This window comes from Escherichia sp. MAL-1, assembly GCF_052948035.1.
In genome coordinates, this window is sequence record NZ_CM129609.1 from 4,150,685 (window position 1) to 4,169,196 (window position 18,512).

Genomic DNA, 18,512 nt, shown 5'->3' on the forward strand with positions numbered 1-18,512 from the left:
TTTAGACTCCTAACTTCCATGAGAGGGTGCGTAGCAGATCGGCAAAGACACCGGCAGCTGTAACGTCATTACCCGCACCGTATCCGCGCAGGACCAGCGGCAGTGGCTGATAATAGTGGCTATAGAAGGCCAATGCGTTTTCGCCGTTTTTCACTTTGAACAGCGGATCGTTGCCATCCACTTCAGCAATCTTCACGCGGCAGACGCCATCTTCATCAATATTGCCAACATAGCGCAAAACTTTTCCTTCATCACGGGCCTTCGCCACGCGCGCGGCAAAGAGATCGTCGAGCTGTGACAGATTCGCCATAAAAGTCGCAACATCGCCTTCCGCGTTAAACTCTGCGGGCAGCACAGATTCGATTTCGATATCCGCCAGTTCCAGTGATCGTCCTGTTTCACGGGCGAGAATCAACAGCTTGCGCGCCACATCCATACCAGAAAGATCATCTCGCGGGTCCGGTTCGGTATAGCCCATTTCTCTTGCCAGCGTGGTGGCCTCGGAGAAGCTCATCCCTTCGTCTAACTTACCGAAGATGAAAGAAAGCGAACCAGAAAGAATGCCAGAGAATTTCATCAATTCATCACCCGCGTTGAGCAGGTTTTGCAAGTTCTCAATGACCGGCAACCCCGCACCGACGTTGGTGTCATAAAGGAATTTACGCCGTGATTTTTCCGCCGCGTAACGCAGCTGATGGTAGTAATCCATCGACGAGGTGTTGGCCTTTTTGTTCGGGGTCACCACATGGAAACCTTCGCGCAGGAAGTCGGCATATTGATCCGCCACTGCCTGGCTGGAGGTGCAGTCAACAATGACCGGGTTTAGCAGATGATATTCTTTCACGAGGCGAATTAAGCGCCCGAGATTAAACGGCTCTTTGGCTTGCGCCAGTTCTTCCTGCCAGTTTTCCAGGTTTAGGCCATGCACATTGGTAAGCAGAGCCTTCGAGTTGGCAACGCCGCAGACACGTAAGTCGATATGTTTATTCTTCAGCCAGCTTTGTTGACGCTTCAGTTGCTCCAGCAGCGCACCGCCAACGCCACCGACGCCAATCACAAATACTTCGATAACCTGATCGGTATTGAACAGCATCTGATGAGTAACGCGCACGCCAGTGGTCGCATCATCGTTATTTACCACGACAGAGATTGAGCGTTCAGAAGATCCCTGAGCAATGGCGACAATGTTGATATTGGCGCGGGCCAGCGCGGCAAAGAATTTCGCCGAGATCCCACGCAAGGTGCGCATACCATCACCTACCACCGAGATAATGGCCAGCCGTTCCGTCACCGCCAGCGGCTCCAGTAAGCCTTCTTTCAGTTCCAGGTAGAACTCTTCCTGCATTGCCCGTTCAGCTCGCACACAGTCGCTTTGCGGAACGCAGAAACTGATACTGTATTCGGAAGATGATTGCGTAATCAGCACCACGGAAATACGGGCGCGTGACATCGCTGCAAACACGCGCGCCGCCATGCCGACCATTCCTTTCATCCCCGGGCCGGAAACGCTGAACATTGCCATGTTATTCAGATTGGAAATGCCCTTGACCGGTAATTCGTCTTCATCACGGCTGGCACCAATGAGCGTACCTGGTGCTTGAGGATTTCCGGTATTTTTAATCAGGCAAGGGATCTGGAACTGGGCGATGGGGGTAATGGTGCGGGGGTGAAGAACTTTAGCGCCGAAGTAGGAAAGCTCCATCGCTTCCTGGTAGGACATCGACTTCAACAACCTCGCATCGGGCACCTGACGCGGGTCGCAGGTATAGACCCCGTCAACGTCCGTCCAAATCTCGCAACAATCGGCGCGTAAACAGGCAGCCAGCACCGCCGCGGAGTAGTCGGAACCGTTGCGTCCAAGCACCACCAGTTCGCCTTTTTCATTACCGGCGGTGAAACCTGCCATCAGCACCATGTGATCAGCCGGAATACGACTTGCCGCAATACGGCGGGTGGACTCAGCAATATCGACGGTAGATTCGAGGTAATGCCCCACTGCCAGCAGTTTTTCGACCGGATCGATAACGGTAACGTTGTGACCACGCGCTTCTAACACGCCGGCCATAATGGCGATCGACATTTTCTCGCCACGGCAAATCAGCGCAGCGTTGATGCTATCCGGGCACTGCCCCAACAAACTAATGCCATGCAGGACATGTTTTATTTGGGCAAATTCCTGGTCGACGAAAGTTTTCAGTTGCGCCAGCGGGAATCCCGGCTGGGCGGCGGTGAGTCCTGTCAGAAGTTCGGCAAAAATACGTTCGGCATCGCTGATATTGGGTAAAGCATCCTGGCCGCTAATGGTTTTTTCAATCATCGCCACCAGGTGGTTGGTGATTTTGGCGGGGGCAGAGAGGACGGTGGCCACCTGCCCCTGCCTGGCATTGCTTTCCAGAATATCGGCAACCCGCAGAAAACGTTCTGCATTTGCCACTGATGTACCGCCGAACTTCAACACTCGCATGGTTGTTACCTCGTTACCTTTGGTCGAAAAAAAAAGCCCGCACTGTCAGGTGCGGGCTTTTTTCTGTGTTTCCTGTACGCGTCAGCCCGCACCGTTACCTGTGGTAATGGTGATGGTGGTGGTAATGGTGGTGCTAATGCGTTTCATGGATGTTGTGTACTCTGTAATTTTTATCTGTCTGTGCGCTATGCCTATATTGGTTAAAGTATTTAGTGACCTAAGTCAATAAAATTTTAATTTACTCACGGCAGGTAACCAGTTCAGAAGCTGCTGTCAGAGACTCTTTTTTTAATCCACACAGAGACATATTGCCCATTGCAGTCAGAATGAAAAGCTGAAAAATACTTACTAAGGCGTTTTTTATTTGGTGATATTTTTTTCAATATCATGCAGCAAACGGTGCAACATTGCCGTGTCTCGCTGCTCTAAAAGCCCCAGACGTTGTTGTAACCAGTCGACCAGTTTTGTGTCATCTGCCACTGCCAGAGTCGTCAGCAATGCCATGACTCGTTCGCGTAAAGCTTGCAGTTGATGTTGGTCTGCCGTTGTGTCACTTTTCGTCGGTTGTTGTATTAATGTTGCTAATTGATAGCAATAGACCATCACTGCCTGCCCCAGATTGAGCGAAGGATAATCCGCCACCATCGGCACACCAGTAAGAACGTCAGCCAACGCTAACTCTTCGTTAGTCAGCCCGGAATCTTCGCGACCAAACACCAGCGCGGCATGGCTCATCCATGAAGATTTTTCCTCTAACAGCGGCACCAGTTCTACTGGCGTTGCGTAGTAATGATATTTCGCCCGACTGCGCGCAGTGGTGGCGACAGTGAAATCGACATCGTGTAACGATTCAACCAGTGTCGGGAAAACTTTAATATTATCAATAATATCACCAGATCCATGTGCGACCCAGCGAGTGGCTGGCTCCAGATGTGCCTGACTATCGACAATCCGCAGTTCGCTAAACCCCATCGTTTTCATTGCCCGCGCCGCTGCCCCAATATTTTCTGCTCTGGCGGGTGCGACCAAAATAATCGTTATACGCATATTGCCACTCTTCTTGACCAAATGACCGCGAACAGGGTGATCACTGTCAACTTATTACGCGGTGCGAATTTACAAATCCTTAACGTAAGTCGCAGAAAAAGCCCTTTACTTAGCTTAAAAAAGGCTAAACTATTTCCTGACTGTACTAACGGTTGAATTGTTAAAAAATGCTACATATCCTTCTGTTTACTTAGGATAATTTTATAAAAAATAAATCTCGACAATTGGATTCACCACGTTTATTAGTTGTATGATGCAACTAGTTGGATTATTAAAATAATGTGACGAAAGCTAGCATTTAGATACGATGATTTCATCAAACTGTTAACGTGCTACAATTGAACTTGATATATGTCAACGAAGCGTAGTTTTATTGGGTGTCCGGCCCCTCTTAGCCTGTTATGTTGCTGTTAAAATGGTTAGGATGACAGCCGTTTTTGACACTGTCGGGTCCTGAGGGAAAGTACCCACGACCAAGCTAATGATGTTGTTGACGTTGATGGAAAGTGCATCAAGAACGCAATTACGTACTTTAGTCATGTTACGCCGATCATGTTAATTTGCAGCATGCATCAGGCAGGTCAGGGACTTTTGTACTTCCTGTTTCGATTTAGTTGGCAATTTAGGTAGCAAACATGCAGACCCCGCACATTCTTATCGTTGAAGACGAGTTGGTAACACGCAACACGTTGAAAAGTATTTTCGAAGCGGAAGGCTATGATGTTTTCGAAGCGACAGATGGCGCGGAAATGCATCAGATCCTCTCTGAATATGACATCAACCTGGTGATCATGGATATCAATCTGCCGGGTAAGAACGGTCTTCTGTTAGCGCGTGAACTGCGCGAGCAGGCGAATGTTGCGTTGATGTTCCTGACTGGCCGTGACAACGAAGTCGATAAAATTCTCGGCCTCGAAATCGGTGCAGATGACTACATCACCAAACCGTTCAACCCGCGTGAACTGACTATTCGTGCACGCAACCTGCTGTCCCGTACCATGAATCTGGGTACTGTCAGCGAAGAACGTCGTAGCGTTGAAAGCTACAAGTTCAATGGTTGGGAACTGGACATCAACAGCCGTTCGTTGATCGGCCCTGATGGCGAGCAGTACAAGCTGCCGCGCAGCGAGTTCCGCGCCATGCTTCACTTCTGTGAAAACCCAGGCAAAATTCAGTCCCGTGCTGAACTGCTGAAGAAAATGACCGGCCGTGAGCTGAAACCACACGACCGTACTGTAGACGTGACGATCCGCCGTATTCGTAAACATTTCGAATCTACGCCGGATACGCCGGAAATCATCGCCACCATCCACGGTGAAGGTTATCGCTTCTGCGGTGATCTGGAAGATTAATCGGCGTTACCACCGTCAAAAAAAATGGCGCTTTTTAGCGCCGTTTTTTTTTCAACCTTATTTCCAGATACGTAATTCATCGTCCGTTGTAACTTCTTTATTGGCTTTCATTTTCGGCAGTGAAAACGCATACCAGTCGATATTACGGGTCACAAACATCATTCCGGCCAGTGCCACCACCAGCACACTGGTTCCCAACAACAGCGCGCTATCGGCAGAGTTGAGTAGTCCCCACATCACACCATCCAGCAACAACAGCGCGAGGGTAAACAACATGCTGTTGCGCCAGCCTTTCAATACCGCCTGCAAATAAATACCGTTCATTAACGCCCCAATCAGACTGGCGATTATCCATGCCCCGGTAAAACCGGTATGTTCAGAAAGCGCCAGCAAGAGCAAATAAAACATCACTAATGAAAGCCCCACCAGTAAATATTGCATTGGGTGTAAACGTTGCGCGGTGAGCGTTTCAAAAACAAAGAACGCCATAAAAGTCAGCGCAATCAGCAGAATAGCGTACTTAGTCGCCCGGTCAGTTAATTGGTATTGATCGGCTGGCGTCGTCACTGCGACGCTAAACGCGGGGAAGTTTTCCCAGCCGGTATCATTGCCTGAAGCAAAACGCTCACCGAGATTATTAGCAAACCAGCTGCTTTGCCATTGCGCCTGAAAACCTGACTCGCTAACTTCCCGTTTGGCTGGTAGAAAATCACCTAAAAAACTGGGATGCGGCCAGTTGCTGGTTAAGGTCATTTCGCTATTACGCCCGGCAGGCACCACAGAAAGATCGCCGGTACCGCTTAAATTCAGTGCCATATTCAGCTGCAGGTTCTGCTTCCGCCAGTCCCCTTCGGGTAAAGGGATATGCACGCCCTGCCCGCCTTGCTCTAACCCGGTGCCGGGTTCAATGGTCAGCGCCGTTCCGTTAACTTCAGGCGCTTTCACCACACCAATACCACGCGCATCCCCGACGCTAATCACAATAAATGGCTTGCCAAAGGTGATATTTGGCGCGTCGAGTTCGCTAAGACGCGAAACATCGAAATCGGCTTTTAGCGTTAAATCACTGTGCCAGACCTGACCGGTATAAATCCCTATCTTGCGTTCTTCCACGTTCTGATTGCCATCAACCATCAATGACTCAGATAACCAAAAATGGATAAAACTTCGTTTCCGCTCCACGGTTTTATCCTCTTCCTGTACCGTATAAAGCTCGGTCACAGGAATAGCGATAAGCGGCCCAACGAGTTTTTGCGGCCCGCTGGTACTTTGGCGAATCGCATCTTCCACATCGCTACGGTAATCGGCACGTTCGACAATCACCTGCCGAATCAGCATTATCGGAATCAACAACAGCAATACGGCACCAAACAGGGTGGTCATTTTCCAGAACAGGGGGGATTTCAACATAGTCTTCTCCTTTGCAATGGCAGCAGGATACGAAGGCTATGTGGGAAGAATTTGAAGCTATGTGAAGTGACGGTGAAGTCGAAGCGAGGCCAGCACGCCACCTTCCTGCACGTTGCGCAGCGTGACTTCGCCGTTAAACAAACGGGCGACCTCACTGACGAACGCCAACCCCAGACCGCTGCTTTTTTGCCCATTTGCACGCGGCAAAGAGTAAAAGCGTTCAAAAATACGTGACAGCGCGTAGTCAGGAATACCACTACCGGTATCCAGCACCTTAAGGGCGACGTGTTCCTGATCCACTTCGGCGCTTAGCGTTATGCGACCGCTCTCGGGGGTAAAATCGATGGCGTTATCCAGTAAATTCCCCAGCGCCTGCTCCAGTAACGCCGGTTCAGCAGCAACATTAACCTCAGTGGGCATAACATGTAGAGTGATGTTTTTTTCTGCCAACTGCACGGTGCGCGCTTCGCTGACGCGGCGAAATAATGCCGCCACATCAACAACAGTCAGAACGACTTCCTGACGATTCTCCAGTCTTGCCTGGCGTAGTAACGTTTCTACCAATGCCTGCATACGCGCATTTTGCGTCAGAATGTTGTCGGTAAAACGAGCCACCACTTCCGGTGGCGGACCTTCGCGTAAAATTTCCGCCGCGCTACGAATCGCCGCCAGTGGGCTTTTTAGCTCATGGGTTAACGCATAAACATACTGCTCAATATAGTTTTTCCCTTCCAGCTTCACGCGCATACTTTCCAGCGCCTGCGCAAGCTTACGCAACTCGCTACTGCCGAGTTCAGGAAGAGGAACGGGCTTATTGTCAGTGACGGAATCGGCATAGCGAGTGAGCCGGGCAATGGAGCGGTTGATCCACCAAACCATGCCTGCGCCAATCACCAGTGCAATCCCCAGCAAAATGGCGCTGGCCCATAAAATTCGCCGCTCGCTACGCTTAATGACCGGAGCCATCGCCGCGTTCGGTTTGCCTACGCTCAAAACGCCAATAAGCCGCGAGCCGTCCATAATCGGCGCGGCAACATACATCACCGAACTTTCGGGATCGGCAGGATTTTGCAACGTGCTGCGCGCACCATACTGACCACGCAACGTTAGCCAGACGTCATTCCAGCGCGAATAATCCTGCCCAACGGCTTTATTTGCCGAATCGAACAATACTTTACCCTGCGAATCGGTCATATAGACATGATATTCATTGCGCACTTTGTTAATGCCACCGATATTGGCGCGAAACGGGCGATGTTGTAGCTGATTAAACGCCTGCGCCAGTTGCCCATGCGTTGGGTCCCCAGAGAGCAAATCGGGACGCGCCAGCTCCGCCAGCAACGTTGCGGTATCGATTAACGTCCCCTCCGTTGCTCTTCGCACGCCCGGTTTAACTTCTTTGACAAAAATAGCCAGTACGAACCAGGCCGCCACCGCCACCAGTAAAAAATAGCCCAGCAGCAACCGCATGCCGATACGCATTACAGGCCCCTCAGGCTATATCCCATGCCGCGATGAGTATTAATCGGTGAAAGATCGGGGTTGATGGCGCGCAGCTTGGCACGCAACGTTTTAATGTGGGTATCAACGGTGCGATCGTAGGTGTCCTGCGCATCTTCCCACACGCTATCCATTAGTTGCTGGCGGGACCAGACGCGGCCTGGCGACTTGAGTAACGTCTTCAGCAATAAAAACTCATACCGCGTCAGCGTTAATGGCGTGTCAAACCAGCTGATCTGCGCCGCGGGTTCATTCAATTCAAAATGACCAATACGGATGACGGGAGACGGCGACGAGAACTTCTTCACCCGACGCAGTAAGGTGCGCACCCTGGCGCACACTTCGCGGGGTGAAAACGGTTTAGCCACATAGTCGTCAGCGCCAATTTCCAGCCCAAGCAGGCGATCGACCTCTTCACTTCGGGCCGTCAGGAACAGTACAGGTAACGCCGGATGGAGCGCCAGTAACTGGCGGCATAATTCAAAGCCGCTGATATCAGGCAAACCAACATCGAGAATCATGACGTCGGGAGCCTGCTGGCGAGCTTTATCCAGCACCGGCAAGCCTCGCTCAAAGACCTCGACGGCAAAACCTTCCTGCTGCAACATGTAGACCAGCGTGTCGGCTATCCCTTGCTCATCTTCCACTAACCAGACCGTTTCCCGTTGCATAAATCGCCTCTGTTATTGCCGCCACGGCATGACAGGAACCGCGCTAATCGCGTTTTTCGGCGAACCTTCTACAACTTTGTCGGAGTAAGCCAGATAAGCGAGCGCGTTGCGTTTGGCGTCATAAAAGCGCACGACCTGTAACGACTTAAAGACCAGGGACGTGCGTTTTTTGAATACTACCTCGCCCTGAGCTTTGCCGTTTTTAATACGATCCGACAGTTCAATCGGCCCGACTTGCTGACAAGAAATAGCCGCATCGGAGGTATCTTCCGCCAGACCCAATCCCCCTTTAATACCACCTGTTTTCGCCCGGCTCACATAACAGGTGACATTTTTCACATCGGGATCGTCAAAGGCTTCCACAACAATTTTGTGATCCGGGCCGATCATTTTAAATACGGTGTCGACCGAACCAATCTCTTCTGCATGAGCCAATGGCCCCAGCATTATCAGGCTTAAAGACAGGATCAAATGCTTGTATTTCATATTGTTACCATTTTTATCTATTACACGAGCAATTAGTTCGTCACGGTAAATAACATATTGATTAAGAACAAAATCTCAATACTTTTATTTCCGTCAAGACCTAAAACATACTCTACTAAGAAAAAAACACTGAATGCTAAAACAGCAAAAAATGCTATTATCCAATTACCTGATGTCAGGTGCTCGTTGTTGAAAGGATGAGGATATTTTATGGATCAGGCCGGCATTATTCGCGACCTTTTAATCTGGCTGGAAGGTCATCTGGATCAGCCCCTGTCGCTCGACAATGTAGCGGCGAAAGCAGGTTATTCCAAGTGGCACTTACAGAGAATGTTTAAAGATGTCACTGGCCATGCTATTGGCGCGTATATTCGTGCTCGTCGTTTGTCGAAATCGGCGGTCGCACTACGCCTGACTGCGCGTCCGATTCTGGACATCGCGCTGCAATACCGCTTCGACTCTCAACAGACATTTACCCGCGCATTCAAGAAGCAGTTTGCCCAGACTCCTGCACTTTACCGCCGTTCTCCTGAATGGAGCGCCTTTGGTATTCGCCCGCCGCTGCGTCTGGGTGAATTCACTATGCCAGAGCATAAATTTGTCACCCTGGAAGATACGCCGCTGATTGGTGTTACCCAGAGCTACTCCTGTTCGCTGGAGCAAATCTCTGATTTCCGCCATGAAATGCGTTATCAGTTCTGGCACGATTTTCTCGGCAACGCGCCGACCATTCCGCCAGTGCTCTACGGCCTGAATGAAACGCGTCCGAGTCAGGATAAAGACGACGAACAAGAGGTATTCTATACCACCGCGTTAGCCCAGGATCAGGCAGATGGCTATGTACTGACGGGGCATCCGGTGATGCTGCAGGGCGGCGAATATGTGATGTTTACCTATGAAGGTCTGGGAACCGGCGTGCAGGAGTTTATCCTGACGGTATACGGAACGTGCATGCCAATGCTCAACCTGACGCGCCGTAAAGGTCAGGATATTGAGCGATACTACCCGGCAGAAGACGCCAAAGCGGGAGATCGCCCAATTAATCTGCGCTGTGAACTGCTGATTCCTATCCGCCGTTAACGCTGCAGCTCATCTAATGCAGGGGCGTCCAGATGCGAGATGTCCCCTGCGGTTTCAACGACCCAGCCAGACGCCAGCCACAGGCTTTCCTGATAATCCACGCGCGAAATAGAACAGTTACGCAGACGTAAGCGGCGCTCTGCCCATGCTGGTAATCCGAGAATCGTACTCACCAGGCATCCCAGTGCAATACCATGACTCACCAGCAGCGGTCGGCTTCCCTGCGGTAAGTCCCGGCAAGATTCCAGTGCCGCATTGACGCGATCGCTGAGCTCCTGCATTGACTCGCCTTCAGGAATACGCCCGTCAACGGTGCCATTGACCAGCTGCCGACGCCAGTTCTCTTCTTCTTCGGTCAGAGAATCGATATGTCTTTTTTCCAGCACACCCATGTTTAATTCACGCAGGCGAGAATCAAAGATGATGTCACAGCCGCAGGCCTGGGCGATGATTTCCGCCGTACGCCGGGTGCGTCCTAAATCGCTACTGATAATATGCGTAATGCCAAGCTCTTTGGCACGGGTTGCCACCTGCATCGCCTGTTGCTCACCTTTGGCGGTCAGCGGGCTGTCAGACTGGCCCTGAATACGTCGCTCGGCGTTCCACTGCGTTTCACCGTGGCGGACTAGGTATACCTGTAACATGCTTTTTTTCCGTATACTGCTGTAACGTTAATTTTCTGAGTAATGCTGATTATGCACCAAGTTGTCTGTGCGACCACCAATCCCGCTAAAATTCAGGCCATTCTGCAGGCATTTCACGAGATCTTCGGCGAAGGATCCTGCCATATTGCATCCGTTGCCGTCGAGAGCGGTGTACCGGAACAACCCTTTGGCAGTGAGGAAACGCGCGCTGGCGCACGAAATCGGGTAGCAAATGCCCGCCGTTTACTTCCAGAGGCTGATTTTTGGGTGGCGATTGAAGCTGGCATCGATGGTGACAGCACTTTCAGTTGGGTGGTGATTGAAAACGCCAGCCAGCGCGGCGAGGCGCGTTCGGCTACTTTGCCGTTGCCTGCGGTGATTCTGGAAAAAGTGCGTGAAGGCGAGGCGCTTGGTCCCGTGATGTCGCGTTATACCGGTATTGATGAGATTGGTCGTAAGGAAGGGGCGATCGGCGTGTTTACCGCCGGGAAACTCACTCGCGCCAGCGTCTATCACCAGGCGGTGATCCTGGCGCTGAGTCCGTTTCACAATGCCGTATATCAGGCATTGTAGGACGGATAAGGCGTTCACGCCGCATCCGGCATTCGGTGCACGATGCCTGATGCGACGCTGCCGCGTCTTATCAGGCCTACAAAATCAATCGCTTTTCAGCAACACCTCTTCCAGCCACTGGCGCAGCTCAACGGGCGCGGCTTTCAGGCTGTTAGATCCACGCGTAATCGTCGCGATGCCCGCGCCGAGTTCATTTTTTAACTCACGCTGGCTCATTTCGCCGCGCAACAGCTCTTCGACAATACGCACGCGAGTCCCCAACGCTTCGCGCTCATCTGGCGTCAGCATCAGGTTTAACAACGGTAAATGGAGATCGTTTTGGTAGGCATTCTTAAGCAGGTCGACAAAACGTAACCACTCCTGGTGACGCTGTTCTGCCATCGCTGCTGAATAGGGTGATTGTTGGGCCATAATATGTCGCCATTGTTAGCGGGGGAAGCAAAATGCCTCCCCCGGTTGTACTCGCTAAAGAGTACGATAGCATATCATAAACGGGCGGATCAGTAACGACGTCCCCATTCCGTGGCGCTCATCAACGTCGGTTTATCCCCCATGAAATAGCGGTAGTAAGCGTCATAAGCCAGCACGTTCTTTACATAACCACGCGTCTCGGAGAACGGAATACTCTCGACAAATGCCACTGCGTCGATACGCCCGGCGCTGTTGCCAAGCCAGGTTCGCACCCGCCCTGGTCCGGCGTTATAAGCTGCTGAGGAGAAAATACGGTTATTGCCAAACTGCTGATAAACATATTGCAGATAACTGGTGCCAATGTTGATATTCGTTTCCGGATCCAGCAATTGCCCAGGGCTGCTATAACCAGGAATAGAGAACATCTTCACCGTATGGGTCGCTGTACCAGGCATAATCTGCATCAGGCCGCTGGCCCCTACCGGTGATTTCACTTTTGGATTCCAGGCGCTCTCCTGACGGGCAATCGCCATCGCATAGCTTTGCGGGATCTCCTTCCCACTGGTGTAACGTTTGAAAAGATCGTTGTAAGCCAGCGGGAATCGCTCTTCCAGATGATCCCACAGCTTCCCGGCGATCGTTGCCTGAACGCTAAGATCCCACCATTGGTTGTTGAAAGCATACCGCGCCAGTTGAGCCTGCTCTGTTTTTGACTTGCTCTTCACCAGATTGGCCCACTCGCTACGCGCGGTGTTATCGAGATTCCAGTACATCAACTCGCGCACGCGCGCCATCTCCGACCCCTGAGTCAGGGCGCTGTCAACATTCTGCGGCGCTTTATCAATCTTCAGCTCATACTCTTCGCCGATGCGTTGTGCAGCAACCATCGGGTAGAAACCACGCTGTTGCATGAGTTGATGCAAAATCTCTTTTGCTTCAGCTTCACGTCCGCGTTCCAGCAGTAAATCCGCCTGCCAGTAACGCCATTCATCTTTCTCTTTCGCCTCCATCGGCAAACGCGCCAGCCAGGTATTCAGGCCGCGACGATCGCCGGTGCCAAGCGCCATTCGTACACGGCGTTCAATAAGCGAAGTAGATTGCGAGCGCATAATGGCGTCATCGCGCCATTTCGCCTGCTCGTCGGTGACATCGTTGCCCATCAAACGCCAGGCGACGATATCGCGCAGCTCCTGAATCTGATCTTCATTAAGCTGCTGCGCCTGGGCAAGCGATGGGATCATCAGCCGTGCATTTTCAGCATCCTGCCGCGCCACACTGGCAAACGCCACCGCCGCCATTTGACGGGTAAAATCGGTCGCTCCGGTTGTACGCGCGAAGGTCAGTACCGTATTAGGGTTGTTCGCCAGTGAAATGATTGCCGAGGCGATAGTCTGGTAATCGGCAGGCATCTGCCCTGCCAGCACTGTTACCAGGCCAGTGTTACCCGCTTTCATCGCCAGACGGATACGCTCTAAATACGCCAGCGGATCTTGTTTACCTGACGCACGCCAGACACTAAATAACTTGTCACAGGCGTTAGGCTGGCTCTTGCCGGTTAGCCACAGCTCTTTCGCCCCTTGCCAGGCTTCTTCACTCTGCCCGGTGTTCCATTTTGCATAGTAGTAATTACATTGCGCTTCGGTAGTTCCGGGCTTTTCCGGGCTAAAGGCTAACAAGCCACGCCAGTCTTCACGCCGCGCCAGTTCATTGACGAAACGAGATTGCAGCGTGCGAGCGGGAGGAAGCGTGGGGTTAGCGCGAACAAAGTTAGTGACCGTCACCGCCGGTTGATTCATCAGGTCATCGGTGATCTGACGGTATTCCAGGTAGGGATAAAGTGGATAATCTTTCAGTCCAGGCATCATTTGTTCGACCACATCCATTTGTCGATTATCCCAGGCCTGCTTGATTTGCGCGTAACGGCTACGCTGCTCATCCAGTGAGTCGGCTCGCGCCACGCTGCTGACCGTCAGCAGACAGACACCGGCAGCCAACAGCCGCCAGGTAACTTGTTTGGCTTTTTCCACAAGCGCATCCTCTAAGTGTAAATACATCAATGCAGCGTCATGCCGCGTAATAGATTTATGCTAACCAGTCATTGCCGTTTACGCCACGTTACGGACACTTTTTTACTTTTACTGCGAAGGTGATCGACCAACTGGGATTAGGCGGGGAAAAAGGCTACACTTCGCCTTTGAAAACTCATCATCACGATAAACATAGAGGCGAAGTCCAACGTGGCTCAATTCGTTTATACCATGCATCGTGTCGGCAAAGTTGTTCCGCCGAAACGTCATATTTTGAAAAACATCTCTCTGAGTTTCTTCCCTGGGGCAAAAATTGGTGTCCTGGGTCTGAACGGCGCGGGTAAGTCTACCCTGCTGCGCATTATGGCGGGCATTGATAAAGACATCGAAGGTGAAGCGCGTCCGCAGCCAGACATCAAGATTGGTTACCTGCCGCAGGAACCGCAGCTGAACCCGGAACACACCGTGCGTGAGTCCATTGAAGAAGCGGTTTCTGAAGTGGTTAACGCCCTGAAACGCCTGGATGAAGTGTATGCGCTGTACGCCGATCCGGATGCCGATTTTGACAAGCTGGCCGCTGAACAAGGCCGTCTGGAAGAGATCATTCAGGCTCACGACGGTCATAACCTGAACGTACAGCTGGAGCGTGCGGCGGATGCGCTACGTCTGCCGGACTGGGACGCGAAAATCGCTAACCTCTCCGGTGGTGAGCGTCGTCGCGTAGCGTTGTGCCGCCTGCTGCTGGAAAAACCAGACATGCTGCTGCTCGACGAACCGACCAACCACCTGGATGCCGAATCCGTGGCCTGGCTGGAACGCTTCCTGCACGACTTCGAGGGCACCGTGGTGGCGATTACCCACGACCGTTACTTCCTCGATAACGTTGCAGGCTGGATCCTCGAACTTGACCGCGGTGAAGGTATTCCGTGGGAAGGCAACTACTCCTCCTGGCTGGAGCAGAAAGATCAGCGCCTGGCGCAGGAAGCTTCACAAGAAGCGGCGCGTCGTAAGTCGATCGAGAAAGAGCTGGAGTGGGTACGTCAGGGAACTAAAGGCCGCCAGTCGAAAGGTAAAGCACGTCTGGCACGCTTTGAAGAGCTGAACAGCACCGAATATCAGAAACGTAACGAAACCAACGAACTGTTTATTCCACCTGGACCGCGTCTGGGCGATAAAGTGCTGGAAGTCAGCAACCTGCGTAAATCCTACGGTGATCGCCTGCTGATTGATGACCTGAGCTTCTCGATCCCGAAAGGGGCAATCGTCGGGATCATCGGTCCGAACGGCGCGGGTAAATCGACCCTGTTCCGTATGATCTCTGGTCAGGAACAGCCGGACAGCGGCACCATCACTTTAGGTGAAACGGTGAAACTGGCATCGGTTGATCAGTTCCGTGACTCAATGGATAACAGCAAAACCGTTTGGGAAGAAGTTTCCGGCGGGCTGGATATTATGAAGATCGGCAACACCGAGATGCCAAGCCGCGCCTACGTTGGCCGCTTTAACTTTAAAGGGGTTGATCAGGGTAAACGCGTTGGTGAACTTTCCGGTGGTGAGCGCGGTCGTCTGCATCTGGCGAAGCTGCTGCAGGTTGGCGGCAACATGCTGCTGCTCGACGAACCAACCAACGACCTGGATATCGAAACCCTGCGCGCGCTGGAAAACGCCCTGCTGGAGTTCCCGGGCTGTGCGATGGTTATCTCGCACGACCGTTGGTTCCTCGACCGTATCGCCACGCACATCCTGGACTACCAGGATGAAGGTAAAGTTGAGTTCTTCGAAGGTAACTTTACTGAGTACGAAGAGTACAAGAAACGCACGCTGGGCGCAGACGCACTGGAGCCGAAGCGTATCAAGTACAAGCGTATTGCGAAGTAATGCGTAAAATGCCGGATGCGGCGTGAACGCCTTATCCGGCCTACAAACCAAGAAATTTCAATACGTTGTGAATCTCCAGGCCTGATAAGACGCGGTAAGCGTCGCATCAGGCATTGAGCACCGAATGCCGGATACGGCGTGAACGCCTTTTCCGGCCTACAACAGCCTTAGTATCCGCAATTTCGTAGCGGGTCACCCGTGCAGGTTTTTTCAAACCTTGTTTAATCTCGACAGCCTCTTCCAGAGAGGTTTTCAACTCATCAAAAAACTTATTTTATACCTCGCCTTTGAGCCGTTTCATCGCGGTTATCTCTGCTCCCCCATCATCTCCCGCACCAGCTCCACGCAGCGCAGGAAACGGCTGTCATAATCGTCCTCTTCAACCCGCACGAATTCGATATTGTTCTCTTCCAGCATCTCCACCAGCAAGTTCTGGAACTCTTTGCGATCCACCGAACTGCCGAGGCTGCGTAAACCATCCGCCACCCACGGCGTGTTGTTCTCCAGCAGGATCACCAGATCGAAACGGTATTCATCAATCAACGCCTGTACGAACGGATGCTCACGCCCTTCGTACTTTTTGCAGAACGCCTGGGTAGTGACAAAATCAGTGTCAATAAACGCCACTTTATTGGCATATTTCACTGCAAAATCAATGTATTGTGCGTGGCCCAGCGCGATTTTATCGTAATCGGAATACTGCAATGCGATCTCATCACCGCCGAGGTGTGAAAAGACATAATCGCGACCATATTCCCACGCACTGGTGGTATTGAAGATATTGGCAAGTTTGTTTACCAGGGTGGATTTACCGCTCGACTCGCCACCAAGGATCGCCACGGTACGTACAAAGAACGGCTTCACTTCCGTAGGAATATATTCCCAGTAGCGGAACGGGTTTTCGCGGATCTGCGCACCGCTGATACTCATAAAGGTACGTTTCGGATCGACCAGCACCGTATCGATCCCCAGATGTTCCATATACTGTGGCGCATCGGCTTCTTCCGAGGTGTAGATCAGGTCCGGCTGAATCCCCTTTTCAGCCATAAACTTTTTGATGCCGTTGCTCCACACATCCCAGCCGTGCGGATACGGCTCCATGCCCTCTTCGTTGAAAGCATGAATGCGAATATTTTTCTGATATTTAAAAGTTTGTAATAACCAGCGCAGACGATCCGGCACCGTGGGCTGCTGCGACATGGCGCTGTCTTCAAACAACGCGCGGTCGCGGGTATCGTCAAAACCCATAATGATATGCAGCTCGTCAACCTGGCTACAGGCGCGCTGGATAAGGTAGATATGTCCGGTATGCAGCGGGTAGAACTTACCGAATACGACACCAATGGTTTTCTTCTGTCGGGGAAATTCAAGCCCCAAAAAACGGTGCAACGCCTCCAGCTTTTGCGCGCTGGGGCTTTTAATTTTGGCATTCAGTAACTGGCTTAAATACCCTTTGGTCATACCGCTGGCATCAGCTACCTGCTGTAGCGTGCAGCCCTGTTGCTTGATGGCAGTTTTCAGGTAATCAAATGACGACATATCTCCCTCCGTATCTCTCATTATAAGTCGTCGAACACGCTAAGCGCGTCGGAGAGTTTTTTAACGCCAAAAATCTGCATCCCTTCCGGCGCTTTTTTCGGTACGTTAGCCGCCGGAACAATCGCCCGGCGAAAACCGTGTTTCGCCGCTTCTGAAATTCGTTCCTGACCGCTGGGCACCGGGCGGATCTCCCCTGCCAGCCCGACTTCACCAAACACCACCAGATCCTGTGGCAGCGGTCTGTCACGCAGGCTGGAAACCATCGCCAGCAGTAAAGCTAAATCGGCACTGGTTTCGGTTACCTTCACGCCGCCGACCACGTTCACAAATACATCCTGATCGGCCATTTGCAGACCACCGTGACGGTGCAAGACAGCCAGCAGGATTGCCAGACGGTTTTGTTCCAGCCCCACTGCCACGCGGCGCGGATTCGCCATCATCGAGTGATCGACCAGCGCCTGAATCTCCACCAGCAACGGACGCGTTCCTTCCCACACCACCATCACGGAGCTGCCGGAGGTCACTTCATCTCCGCGACTTAAGAAAATTGCCGAAGGGTTGCTGACTTCACGCAGCCCCTGTTCGGTCATCGCGAAGACGCCCAGCTCATTCACCGCGCCGAAGCGGTTTTTATGGCTGCGCAAGGTGCGAAAACGGGAGTCGGCATCACCATCCAGAAGCACCGAACAGTCGATACAGTGTTCCAGCACTTTAGGGCCAGCCAGCGAGCCATCTTTGGTTACGTGCCCAACCATGACAATCGCCACACTGCGCGTTTTGGCGAAGCGCGTCAGATAAGCCGCCGTTTCACGCACCTGCGCCACGCTGCCAGGCGATGACTGTACATCCGCCATATGCATCACCTGGATCGAGTCAATTACCATCAGCTTCGGTTGCTCTTCTTCGGCAATCAGGCAGATCTGCTCGATGCTGGTTTCCGACAACATATTGAGATTGTCAGTCGGCAGGCCAAGGCGATGAGCGCGCATTGCCACCTGTTGCAGCGACTCTTCGCCGGTGACATACAGCGTTTTCATCTGCTGGGCCAGTTTGCACAGCGTTTGCAGCAACAGCGTGGATTTCCCCGCACCAGGGTTACCGCCAATCAGAATGGCACTTCCTGGCACCACGCCGCCGCCTAGTACGCGGTCGAACTCTTTAAATCCGGTGGAAAAACGCGGCAGCTCTTCAAGGCTGATATCGGAGAGTTTCTGGACTTTTGCCACCCCGGCGCTACCGGCATAGCCGCTGAGACGCTCGTTACGCGCCACCGTTGGCGACGCAGCAAGACGCACCTCGGTGATGGTGTTCCAGGCATGACAGGCACTGCACTGCCCCTGCCAGCGCGGATAATCGGCCCCGCATTCATTACAAACAAAGGCGCGTTTTGGAGCTTTTGCCACGGTGTACCTCGTTAATGCTGTGCCGCC

17 protein-coding genes, 1 pseudogene and 1 other annotated feature are annotated in these 18,512 nt (G+C 52.2%); of the genes and pseudogenes, 4 read left to right on the forward strand and 14 right to left on the reverse strand.

The annotated features are described in order from the left end of the window. Nucleotide 1: 1 nt before the first annotated feature. The 4 genes from thrA to yjjY all read right to left on the reverse strand — a co-directional run bounded on the left by thrA (nucleotide 2) and on the right by yjjY (nucleotide 4,051). The gene (thrA, locus tag ACU8XX_RS20690; protein WP_001264726.1) at nucleotides 2–2,464 is read right to left on the reverse strand and encodes a bifunctional aspartate kinase/homoserine dehydrogenase I; all 2,463 of its coding nucleotides are present in this window, start codon (nucleotides 2,462–2,464) and stop codon (nucleotides 2–4) included. A 26-nt stretch (nucleotides 2,465–2,490) separates the two neighbouring features. Then, nucleotides 2,491–2,610, reverse strand: a sequence feature (Thr leader region). Then, nucleotides 2,546–2,611, reverse strand: a complete 66-nt coding sequence (gene thrL / locus ACU8XX_RS20695) for a thr operon leader peptide (RefSeq protein WP_001386572.1) — start codon at nucleotides 2,609–2,611, stop codon at nucleotides 2,546–2,548. It overlaps the preceding feature by 65 nt. Before the next feature lie 213 nt (nucleotides 2,612–2,824). Further along, a complete protein-coding gene (locus tag ACU8XX_RS20700) occupies nucleotides 2,825–3,511 on the reverse strand; it encodes a tRNA/rRNA methyltransferase (protein ID WP_001223182.1) in 687 nt (228 codons plus the stop codon). Nucleotides 3,512–3,910: 399 nt separating this feature from the next. Next, nucleotides 3,911–4,051, reverse strand: coding sequence for a YjjY family protein (gene yjjY, locus ACU8XX_RS20705; RefSeq protein WP_001303782.1), 141 nt, complete (start codon nucleotides 4,049–4,051; stop codon nucleotides 3,911–3,913). A gap of 95 nt (nucleotides 4,052–4,146) precedes the next feature. Between yjjY and arcA the strand changes: the two genes are divergently transcribed. After that, nucleotides 4,147–4,863 carry a two-component system response regulator ArcA gene (gene arcA / locus ACU8XX_RS20710; protein ID WP_001194358.1) on the forward strand — a complete coding sequence of 239 codons (717 nt, stop codon included), beginning with the start codon at nucleotides 4,147–4,149 and terminating at the stop codon, nucleotides 4,861–4,863. A gap of 57 nt (nucleotides 4,864–4,920) precedes the next feature. On the opposite strand, the gene creD is transcribed toward arcA, so the two are convergent. The 4 genes from creD to creA are packed head-to-tail and all read right to left on the reverse strand — an operon-like array spanning nucleotide 4,921 to nucleotide 8,930. After that, entirely contained in the window at nucleotides 4,921–6,273 is a 1,353-nt protein-coding gene (creD, locus tag ACU8XX_RS20715) for a cell envelope integrity protein CreD (protein ID WP_032174510.1), read from the reverse strand. A 57-nt stretch (nucleotides 6,274–6,330) separates the two neighbouring features. Then, nucleotides 6,331–7,755 carry a two-component system sensor histidine kinase CreC gene (gene creC / locus ACU8XX_RS20720; RefSeq protein WP_001219615.1) on the reverse strand — a complete coding sequence of 475 codons (1,425 nt, stop codon included), beginning with the start codon at nucleotides 7,753–7,755 and terminating at the stop codon, nucleotides 6,331–6,333. After that, nucleotides 7,755–8,444, reverse strand: a complete 690-nt coding sequence (gene creB / locus ACU8XX_RS20725; RefSeq protein WP_001188664.1) for a two-component system response regulator CreB — start codon at nucleotides 8,442–8,444, stop codon at nucleotides 7,755–7,757. Before creB ends, creC begins: the two co-directional genes overlap by 1 nt. Nucleotides 8,445–8,456: 12 nt before the next feature. Next, nucleotides 8,457–8,930 carry a protein CreA gene (gene creA / locus ACU8XX_RS20730; protein WP_000875487.1) on the reverse strand — a complete coding sequence of 158 codons (474 nt, stop codon included), beginning with the start codon at nucleotides 8,928–8,930 and terminating at the stop codon, nucleotides 8,457–8,459. A 210-nt stretch (nucleotides 8,931–9,140) separates the two neighbouring features. Here creA and robA point away from each other — a divergent pair, with 210 nt between their 5' ends. Then, nucleotides 9,141–10,010, forward strand: coding sequence for an MDR efflux pump AcrAB transcriptional activator RobA (robA, locus tag ACU8XX_RS20735; protein ID WP_000371666.1), 870 nt, complete (start codon nucleotides 9,141–9,143; stop codon nucleotides 10,008–10,010). Here robA and gpmB read toward each other — a convergent pair. Next, nucleotides 10,007–10,654, reverse strand: coding sequence for a 2,3-diphosphoglycerate-dependent phosphoglycerate mutase GpmB (gene gpmB, locus ACU8XX_RS20740; RefSeq protein ID WP_000942344.1), 648 nt, complete (start codon nucleotides 10,652–10,654; stop codon nucleotides 10,007–10,009). The two genes, robA and gpmB, sit on opposite strands and share 4 nt — an antisense overlap. A 51-nt stretch (nucleotides 10,655–10,705) precedes the next feature. Between gpmB and yjjX the strand changes: the two genes are divergently transcribed. After that, on the forward strand, nucleotides 10,706–11,227 hold the full coding sequence (gene yjjX / locus ACU8XX_RS20745; protein WP_001341279.1) for an inosine/xanthosine triphosphatase: 522 nt from the start codon (nucleotides 10,706–10,708) through the stop codon (nucleotides 11,225–11,227). A gap of 84 nt (nucleotides 11,228–11,311) precedes the next feature. Here yjjX and trpR read toward each other — a convergent pair whose 3' ends face one another. Together trpR and sltY are read right to left on the reverse strand one after the other, a co-directional pair. Continuing rightward, entirely contained in the window at nucleotides 11,312–11,638 is a 327-nt protein-coding gene (gene trpR / locus ACU8XX_RS20750) for a trp operon repressor (RefSeq protein WP_000068679.1), read from the reverse strand. Nucleotides 11,639–11,727: 89 nt separating this feature from the next. Continuing rightward, nucleotides 11,728–13,665, reverse strand: a complete 1,938-nt coding sequence (gene sltY, locus ACU8XX_RS20755) for a murein transglycosylase (protein ID WP_000409456.1) — start codon at nucleotides 13,663–13,665, stop codon at nucleotides 11,728–11,730. A 210-nt stretch (nucleotides 13,666–13,875) separates the two neighbouring features. On the opposite strand from sltY, the gene ettA reads away from it, so the two are divergent. Then, the gene (ettA, locus tag ACU8XX_RS20760; protein ID WP_000046749.1) at nucleotides 13,876–15,543 is read left to right on the forward strand and encodes an energy-dependent translational throttle protein EttA; all 1,668 of its coding nucleotides are present in this window, start codon (nucleotides 13,876–13,878) and stop codon (nucleotides 15,541–15,543) included. A gap of 160 nt (nucleotides 15,544–15,703) precedes the next feature. Here the strand turns inward: ettA and nadS are convergent. From nadS to radA, 3 genes and pseudogenes are all read right to left on the reverse strand, one after another. Beyond that, nucleotides 15,704–15,811: pseudogene (gene nadS, locus ACU8XX_RS20765) on the reverse strand (NadS family protein); the annotation flags it as partial. Between the two features lie 38 nt (nucleotides 15,812–15,849). Further along, nucleotides 15,850–17,082 (reverse strand): multifunctional transcriptional regulator/nicotinamide-nucleotide adenylyltransferase/ribosylnicotinamide kinase NadR, encoded by a 1,233-nt coding sequence (gene nadR, locus ACU8XX_RS20770; RefSeq protein WP_000093810.1) that lies wholly within the window; start codon nucleotides 17,080–17,082, stop codon nucleotides 15,850–15,852. A 20-nt stretch (nucleotides 17,083–17,102) separates the two neighbouring features. Further along, nucleotides 17,103–18,485: a DNA repair protein RadA gene (gene radA, locus ACU8XX_RS20775; RefSeq protein ID WP_125060021.1), complete on the reverse strand. Its 1,383-nt coding sequence runs from the start codon at nucleotides 18,483–18,485 to the stop codon at nucleotides 17,103–17,105. Nucleotides 18,486–18,512: the final 27 nt, after the last annotated feature.